8 protein-coding genes and 1 tRNA gene are annotated in these 8,231 nt (G+C 38.6%); 2 read left to right on the forward strand and 7 right to left on the reverse strand.

Annotated features, from left to right (window positions below; all coding sequences use genetic code 11):
* Nucleotides 1–13 precede the first annotated feature (13 nt).
* The 5 genes from KME09_19615 to KME09_19635 form a co-directional block, all read right to left on the reverse strand.
* Complete coding sequence (locus KME09_19615; GenBank protein MBW4536149.1) at nt 14–1,240, reverse strand: methyltransferase domain-containing protein; 1,227 nt, start codon at nt 1,238–1,240, stop codon at nt 14–16.
* 144 nt (nt 1,241–1,384) lie between these two features.
* Nucleotides 1,385–2,614, reverse strand: coding sequence for a class I SAM-dependent methyltransferase (locus KME09_19620; GenBank protein MBW4536150.1), 1,230 nt, complete (start codon nt 2,612–2,614; stop codon nt 1,385–1,387).
* A 152-nt stretch (nt 2,615–2,766) separates the two neighbouring features.
* Nucleotides 2,767–3,813: an NAD(P)-dependent oxidoreductase gene (locus KME09_19625; protein MBW4536151.1), complete on the reverse strand. Its 1,047-nt coding sequence runs from the start codon at nt 3,811–3,813 to the stop codon at nt 2,767–2,769.
* Nucleotides 3,737–4,591 (reverse strand): glucose-1-phosphate cytidylyltransferase, encoded by an 855-nt coding sequence (rfbF, locus tag KME09_19630; protein MBW4536152.1) that lies wholly within the window; start codon nt 4,589–4,591, stop codon nt 3,737–3,739. The genes KME09_19625 and rfbF overlap by 77 nt, the downstream gene beginning before the upstream one ends.
* A 274-nt stretch (nt 4,592–4,865) precedes the next feature.
* Nucleotides 4,866–5,642, reverse strand: a complete 777-nt coding sequence (locus tag KME09_19635; protein ID MBW4536153.1) for a DUF1350 family protein — start codon at nt 5,640–5,642, stop codon at nt 4,866–4,868.
* Between the two features lie 73 nt (nt 5,643–5,715).
* Here KME09_19635 and KME09_19640 point away from each other — a divergent pair, with 73 nt between their 5' ends.
* Nucleotides 5,716–6,477 (forward strand): PD-(D/E)XK nuclease family protein, encoded by a 762-nt coding sequence (locus tag KME09_19640; protein ID MBW4536154.1) that lies wholly within the window; start codon nt 5,716–5,718, stop codon nt 6,475–6,477.
* Nucleotides 6,478–6,593: 116 nt separating this feature from the next.
* Here the strand turns inward: KME09_19640 and KME09_19645 are convergent.
* Nucleotides 6,594–6,665: transfer RNA gene (locus tag KME09_19645), tRNA-Lys, on the reverse strand.
* A 69-nt stretch (nt 6,666–6,734) separates the two neighbouring features.
* Entirely contained in the window at nt 6,735–7,697 is a 963-nt protein-coding gene (cofG, locus tag KME09_19650) for a 7,8-didemethyl-8-hydroxy-5-deazariboflavin synthase subunit CofG (protein MBW4536155.1), read from the reverse strand.
* 146 nt (nt 7,698–7,843) lie between these two features.
* On the opposite strand from cofG, the gene KME09_19655 reads away from it, so the two are divergent.
* The coding region (locus KME09_19655) for a photosystem II q(b) protein (protein MBW4536156.1) at nt 7,844–8,231 on the forward strand (388 nt) is incomplete at its 3' end.

Consider the following 8,231-nt stretch of genomic DNA (forward strand, 5'->3'; position numbering starts at 1 on the left):
ACTTGATATCTGGTTACAGTGCCACAACTTCGGTGGTCACACCCATATTTTTCAGCATTTCGCTAATTTCTGGAGTATAAATGGCATTCATTACAATGACTTTATCTGGTTGATAAGATTTGAGAAATTCTGGGGACATAATTTCTTTGCCCACCCCAGGAATATATTTGCCATGACGATGAGGGTTAATATCGACAGCATATTCAATCTTGTCAATAGTTTTGAGGGTAGTTAAGAAAGCCACGCATTTAGAACCAGAACCCCAAACTACAACTTTTTCTTGTTTAGCGTGAGCATCATCTAAATACTTTTTCCAGTAATCTAGCTTGCCTGTAATCTTCTCAGTAAATAGCTGCACGTCTTGAGCAACATCTTCTACCGTTTCTTCAAAAGGATGAACCTTATCTGAAGGCATAGCAACAGGCTTAGCTTCAATTAATAAATACTGATCGCCATAGTCGCAATATAGATCTGTTACTTCAAATCCACTGTTGCGGAATAAACGAGCTAAGGTACCAGGACTAAAATAAGAACAGTGTTCGTAATAGATATCTTCAAAAGCTTGCTCTTTTAAGACTCTAGTGTTATCTGGGATTTCAAATACTACGGTAGTATCGCGATCGCCGATGGACTTACGCACTGTTTTGATAAACTCAGAGGTAGGCTGAATATGCTCTAGGGTATGGCGACAACAAATAAAATCACCAACATACTCGGAATGCTTTTCAGAATAGTAATCTTGAATAAAGGTCACGCGATCTGCTGCCTCACTTTCTACTCTTCCAGGTACGACGCTGGGGTCAATACCCACTCCACGGTTGTTACCTAATTCACACAGAAGCAGTAAGAAATCTCCCTTGCTACAGCCGATTTCGATAATGTCTTTATTGTGCAGATCGTATTTATCGATTAAGTGATTGGCAAGCTTTAGGGAAAATTTATTAAATGTGGGAGAATAGCTTTGTTGATCTTCGTAGTTTGGTGCATAGGATGACCATTTGGCATCAAATTCAGTATTGGTAATAAAACCACAGCGATCGCAAAATCCTAAAACTACGTCTCCAGTCGGAAAATTACTTGCTTCAGATCGATCCGATATCATCAAGCAACTATGAACGGGAACATCTCGAACTTCGTAAAAAACCTCTAGTTCATGATGACCACAGTTAGGACATGAATGCTGAACTTTTTGGGTTTTGGTTTCTGAGGAACTGGGATTGGAAATTATATTTCTCACCATAACTGACACTCCAGGATAAAATTTGAGTTGCTAAAAAGACTAGTTACGCTTTAACTAGCTCTAACTAATTGTTGTTAGAAATAAACCTTGATGTTTGAATTTTGCTTAAGCTGAACTTAATCAGTTGGCAGGTTAGCTACCCGATCAAACAATTTTAGGTTTGGGGATGGGAACAATAAATTTTCCTCCAGCTTTTTGATATTCTTGTTGTTGCTGTATGATTTCTTCGGCAAAATTCCAGGCAAGGATCAATACATAGTCGGGTTGATCTTCTAGCAACTTAGTAGGAGGAAAGATTGGTAGATGATTGACGCTCATATAGCGTCCGTGCTTAAAAGTGTTCAAGTCTACTATATAATCCAACAAAGTTTTATCAATATCCAGGTAACTAAGCATGGTTGTGGCTTTAGCCGCAGCACCATAACCCACAACTCTTTTGCCTTGCTTTTTCAAATCCCACAGAATATCTAAGAGAGAATGTTTGAAATTTGCTACCTTGTCAGCAAAATCTTGGTAGTAAACCATCTGATCTACCTGTGCCGACTGTTCAGCTTCTAATAAAGACTTGACTGAATCTTTTACCGCTTCTTTTGGTTCAACATACAAGCGCAAAGATCCACCGTGGATTTTAGTATGTTCAATATCGTTTAAATATAAATTATGTCTTCTAAACAACTTATCTAAAGCTGTCACCGAGTAATAACAAAGGTGCTGATGGTAAATCGTGTCAAACTCGCAATGTTCCACCAAATCGACTAGATAAGGAGCTTCAATTACCGCTACTCCTGTATCTTTTAATAGCAACGAAATTCCAGTTACAAAGCCATTTAAGTCTGGCACGTGAGCCAAAACATTATTAGCTAAAAACACATCCGCTTGCTTGCCTTCATCCTTTAGCTTCTGAGCTAATTCTTGACCAAAGAAAGTACAAATCGAGTTAACACCTTTTTCAATGGCTGCATTTACAGGGCCAGAGGCTGGATCGATCCCTAGTACAGGAATATCCGCGTCAACAAAGTTTTTCAGCATATAACCATCATTACTGGCAGCTTCAATCACTAAGCTATTGCGGTCTAAATTTCTGGTTTTAATTAAATTTTTGGCACTATCACCAAAGTGTTTAAGTAAAGATACTGATACCGATGAGAAATAAGGATAATCTTGACAAAAGAGAATCTCTGGAGGAACTATTTCGGTAATTTGCACCAGACTACATTCAGGACAAAATACTAGATCTAAAGGAGCAGTGTATTCTGGTGAATCAAACTGTTCTGGAGTTAAAAGATTATCGGCAAGAGGAGTATAGCCAAAAGAAATAATTGATTTAAGGTCTGTGTTCCCGCAGGAAAGACAACTTGGCTGATGATTATTCATAGTTAAGATTACGGATTACTTAAGATTAAGAGGCTCAACGGTAAATGATAGAAATTAGGACAACCAGTTTTGATTGCCCTAATTTTTGCTTCCCCAAATCTGTGATTGACTTAGTTTGATCGAGTTATAACGCAAGTTAATCACTATGAAAGCTATTCAATCGTCGCTAGCTGTTCTTTACGCCAACGCAGCTCTCCATCAAGTAAATCATTGCCGATTAGGTACTTAATATGAGCAATTCTTTGATATTTGGTGCCTTCAAATTCATCTAGAGTTAGACCCACCTTTTGATACACTTCATATAGCTCTGCTGCTCCTTTGCGTGTATCCCATTGAGGCTTAAAACTAGGCAAAACTTGAGCAATTTTGCTACAGTCTACGCGATAACAGCGTGTGTCAGGACCCGCATCTGGTGCATATTCAATGCGACAGTTAGGTACTGTTTCCTTAACAATTTCAGCTATTTCGCGAATTTGATAGTTGTCTTCATTGCGACCAACGTTAAAGGCTTCATTATGAATTAGCTCTCTTGGTGCTTCTAAAACAGCAATAAACGCTCTTGAGATGTCTTCAATATGAACAATTGGACGCCAAGGACTACCATCACTTTTGATGTAAACCAAACCTTTAGTAAATGCCCAAGCAACTAAGTTATTTAAAACTAAATCAAAACGTAATCTTGGTGATACGCCATAAGCAGTGGCATTACGTAAAAAGGTGGGACTAAAGTTATCATCAGCTAACTGACTTACTTCTTGCTCTACTTTTACCTTAGAAACTCCATAGGGAGTAACAGGGTTAAAAGCTGACTGTTCATTCAACCAGTCTTCGCCACCTGCGCCGTAGTTACTACAGGAAGAAGAGAAAATAAAGCGACTGACTCCAGCTTGTTTTGCTAGTTTGGCTAGTTTAACTGAAGCCTTATAGTTAATTTCCTCGGTCAATTGGGGATTAAGATTACCTAAAGGATCGTTAGACAGACCAGCTAAGTGTAAAACTGCTTCAAATCCAGCTAAATCTTCTAGCTCTACATCACGAATATCTTTAATGAGTTCAGGAATTTCGACTATTCCTTCGCCAAAAGTGCTTCTGGCATATAAATCGGTGTCTAAACCGACAACATCATATCCTTTCTCGATCAGCATTGGAACCATGACTGTTCCGATGTAACCCTTGTGACCAGTTAGTAGTATTTTCATTTTTTTCGTTCTCCCATGTTTTCCAAGGTGCATTACCGCTTGCCCATAAAGTTTCTAAAAGGGTTTTATCGCGCAAAGTATCCATACATTGCCAGAAACCATCGTGCTTATATGCCATAAGCTGACCGTCACTAGCTAATTTTTCTAATGGGCCTTTCTCCCACTGGGTGTCATCGCCATCGATGTAATCAAAAATTTCAGGCTCTAGCACAAAGAAAGCACCATTGATCCAGCCTTCTTTTGTTTGAGGCTTTTCAGAGAATTCAGAGATTTGATCTCCCTGTAAATCTAAGTGACCAAAACGTGCAGGTGGTCGAACTGCTGTCAGGGTTGCCAGCTTGCCATGAGAACGGTGGAACGCTAGTAAATCATGAAGATTTACATCAGATACGCCATCCCCCCAGGTTAACATAAAAGTTTCTCGACCAATGTAGGGTGCTAGGCGCTTAATCCTTCCACCAGTATTGGTTGTCAATCCTGTATCAATTAAATCTACATTCCAATCTAGTTGATAGCCACCATGAGTTTTAATTTTACCGCTGCCCAAATCGACGGTTAAATTGCTGTTGAGAGCGCAGTAATCTACCATATATTTCTTGATAGCTGCACCTTTATAACCCAAGGCAACTGTAAAATCTTTGAAGCCGTATTGATAGTAATGCATCATAATATGCCATAAAATTGGCTGACCACCAATTTCTACCATCGGTTTGGGCTTATTTTCTGTTTCTTCGGAAATTCTAGTTCCCAATCCACCAGCAAGAAAGGCTACTTTCATATTTGTTGCTGCTCCTTTTTTTGAGCTTATATTAATAATTAGATTACGCCTGAATCTCTTTGTTAATGCACCCAGGTAATTTTACTAGCGTTTAAAGCCTAGCTTGAATATCAATAAATTGTAAATATACTTAAGCTATTTAAACTATAAAGTTTTAATGAATTTAAAGTTATAAACGCACATCTAATAGTCAAAGTTAATTCAAAAATATATCTATGTCAAGCAGATTAAAACAGAGTTTTGCGAATAAATCTAACTTAATTAATTACAATATTTAGAAGGCTGACATAGGATTTAACCAAGCAATTAGTTCTCGGCTTAAGCTCTGTAGATTACGAGACATTCCTTGATTAAACCATTGCCCAATTGCATCAATTGGTGTAAAAAAATCGCCAGTTTGCCACTGTATATTTTGAGATAAAGGAGTTAAGTGAGTTCCCATTAAAGTACGTAAAGTTATCATGTTGGGAAACCTATTTTGTAAAATACTGTTCAAGTTTACTGTTTGGTCTAATTCATCTTGAGTAAACTTGAGCAATAAATTACGACGTACATTGTAATGTTCAGCAATCAACTTTTCGGTTTCTATTGGAGAAGGTGCAAACTCCACATTAAGCATAGGAGTAATATTAAACTGCTCCATAAAAGGAACGGCTCGACTAGCAGGGTAATTGTTAAACGAAATGAGAATATTTCCTGCTCTTTCTACATCATATAAACTCCCAATTAGAAGATGTAGTTTACAACCCATGCTATGTCCGATACCATAGATAGGTAGATAACCTGTGCTTAACTTATTAGTTTTTTGCAGTCTGACAATGACGGTTTCAAAACGATTTAAGACTTCGCGGGCGATCGCAAAATGATCGAACGTATTGAGAAAGGGCGTAGCGACAATGGCAAAGCCAGCCTGACTCAGTTGTTCTAAAATAGAACGATAGGATACTTGAGGTGCGGTGGCCACAAATGCGCCACCTAAAAAATGAACAATGCCCTTGACTTCCTGACGAGGAAGATAAACCCAGTTACCAGATACTTCTTGCCATTGCATATAATGTTCCGTTTGAGTTAACTTCGTTTTCGGTAATACTTCAAATTGATCTTAGCAAAATGCGCTCTTTTATATGCCCGATCGAGATTTAATTCGCTTATCTCAAAGCCATCTTAACCTCTTGAGTCTTTGTCCTCCTAAATTTCAGCAGGTATATATCGACTGTCTTGGTTCTCTTCCTGCCCCCGAACAACAGGATACTATGGAGTGGGGTAGTCGCTTTCACCTGTTGATGCAGCAAAGAGAGTTAGCTTTGCCCATTGAACCTCTATTGGCTACTGATACAGAGTTGGATAGCTCATTAAAAGCCTTAATTCAAGCTACACCAGAATTAGCGCTAGACCCCAAAATTTGGCGTGAGGCGGAACACTGTCGGACGTTGAGTGTAGATAATTTTTTATTCACTGTTATCTACGATCTATTAATTGCGGAGAATGATCGGGCAATAATTCTTGATTGGAAAACCTATCGCCAGCCGTTAGAGAGCAAAAAGCTCAGGCAAAATTGGCAAACTCGTCTCTATCTTTATGTTTTAATTGAAACTTCAGAATACAAACCCGAACAAGTTCAAATGACTTATTGGTTTGTTAAATTTGGTAAACCTAAAAACATCACCATTAAATATAGCGAGTCAAAACATCAGCAAACAAAACAAGAATTGACAGTTTTATTGAGCAATCTTGAAGTATGGTTGCAAAATTATCAGAAATTTCACACTGATTTTCCTCACCAGCCAGATTGTGAAACCAGTTGTCCTTTTTATCAAGATTTTTCAGCAGCAGCTCATCAGAAGACACATAAACCTGTTGATGAAATTGAAGAAGTATCAATTTAATAGTTAATGTGTTTAAAGATCAGGTCTGACTTAATTTGTCATAAGAATGTATATTCTGTTCTGACTACGTCAATCTTTTATCAAGAGAAAGTAATGAATACTTTAGGTAAAAAAAGTGGGTCGCCTGGGATTCGAACCCAGAACCAGTCGGTTAAAAGCCGAATACTCTACCGTTGAGCTAGCGACCCTTGAAAACATTACGGTTTAGCCGTTTTTTCCACGGATGATTATCATAGCATAAGTTTTCGGCAAAAATCTTAATTTTCCCAAATCCAGCTTTTTTTCTTTTTGGCGATCGCTTTTTGGAGATCGGGAGAAAGCCAAGAATAATACTGCGGATATACTGGTAGTCTTGCCTTTAAGCTCCATCCTGCTGATGGCAAAATTGCCGATAAAGATTCATAAGTTGAATGCGGATAATCGGGATTTACTTCATCTATCGGACTAATACCACCCAAGTCTGTCGCTCCCGCACTGAGACACTCCAGTAAAAAACTAGCATCAGGAACTAGATTAGGAGGAATTTGAATTGCTATCTCAGAGGGCAAAATCGTTTTGGCTTGAGCAATTATGGCGGGTAGCTGTTGAGGATCGAAACTGGGAGCATTTAAGACTTGCTTAGTACCAACACTATGAGGCTGTAAAATTACTTCTTGGATATGTCCCCATTTCTGATGAATACGGGCGATCTCTTCTAAAGAATTTCTGATATCTGACTGTGTTTCGCCAATGCCTAACAATATTCCTGTGGTAAAAGGAATTTTTAATTTTCCTGCCCACTCTAACTGTTGCGATCGCAATTTTGGTTCTTTGCTGGGTGCATGTTTGTGTACGGTCTGCATAAATTGAGGATTAATTTGTTCCAGCATCAACCCCATCGAGACATTTACTTTTTTTAACTGCTCCATTTCTGGCCAACTTAAAGGGCCTACGTTGGTATGAGGTAAAAAACCAAAGGATAAAGCTAGCTCACATATTTCTTTTACTTTGGTAAACCATTTTATTCGCCTATTAGATTTAGGATGAACTTCTCCACTTAAAACCAAAATCTCGGCTACTCTTTCTAGATCTAATTGTTTCAAAATATCTAGTAGCTCAGACTTTGTTAATGAATCATCTGCTTCTGGGTCAAGGCGAAAATTGCAGTAGCTACATCGATTAAAACATTCGTAGGTAGGAACTACTGTGTGAGCAGGACTAAAGGTGATGACAGAACTCATTGACTTAATATATAAACGATACTTATTTGTTATATAAGATAATATTTTATTAAAATTGTTCACATAACTAAAAGAAATGCTTTATAGTAAAAGGGTCAGTTCAATAGAACCTAGACAAATAAATAAATAAAGCAATCATAAACACAATGACAACTACTTTACAACAGCGCGAAACACGCGGTGCTTGGGAGAATTTCTGTCAGTGGGTAACTAGCACCAACAACCGCATCTATGTCGGTTGGTTCGGCGTCTTGATGATCCCCACCCTCCTAGCAGCAACAACTTGTTTCCTGATCGCCTTCGTCGCAGCACCTCCTGTAGACATCGATGGAATCCGTGAGCCTGTAGCAGGTTCCTTGATCTACGGCAACAACATCATCTCTGGAGCAGTAGTACCTAGCTCCAATGCAATCGGTCTACACTTCTACCCAATTTGGGAAGCAGCATCCTTAGACGAGTGGTTATACAACGGTGGCCCTTACCAGTTGATTATTTTCCACTTCTTGATCGGTGTATTCTCATACCTCGGTCGTC

Origin of the sequence: Pleurocapsa minor HA4230-MV1, assembly GCA_019359095.1 — a bacterium.
Taxonomy (GTDB): Bacteria; Cyanobacteriota; Cyanobacteriia; order Cyanobacteriales; family Xenococcaceae; genus Waterburya; species Waterburya minor.

Excerpts from the sequence above, each read along its gene's own strand:
- cofG (MBW4536155.1), bottom strand. The coding sequence starts at position 7,697 with ATGAGTTCTGTCATCACCTTTAGTCCTGCTCACACAGTAGTTCCTACC.
- KME09_19615 (MBW4536149.1), bottom strand. The coding sequence starts at position 1,240 with ATGGTGAGAAATATAATTTCCAATCCCAGTTCCTCAGAAACCAAAACC.
- KME09_19625 (MBW4536151.1), bottom strand. The coding sequence starts at position 3,813 with ATGAAAATACTACTAACTGGTCACAAGGGTTACATCGGAACAGTCATG.
- rfbF (MBW4536152.1), bottom strand. The coding sequence starts at position 4,591 with ATGAAAGTAGCCTTTCTTGCTGGTGGATTGGGAACTAGAATTTCCGAA.
- KME09_19620 (MBW4536150.1), bottom strand. The coding sequence starts at position 2,614 with ATGAATAATCATCAGCCAAGTTGTCTTTCCTGCGGGAACACAGACCTT.
- KME09_19640 (MBW4536154.1), top strand. The coding sequence starts at position 5,716 with ATGCCCGATCGAGATTTAATTCGCTTATCTCAAAGCCATCTTAACCTC.
- KME09_19635 (MBW4536153.1), bottom strand. The coding sequence starts at position 5,642 with ATGCAATGGCAAGAAGTATCTGGTAACTGGGTTTATCTTCCTCGTCAG.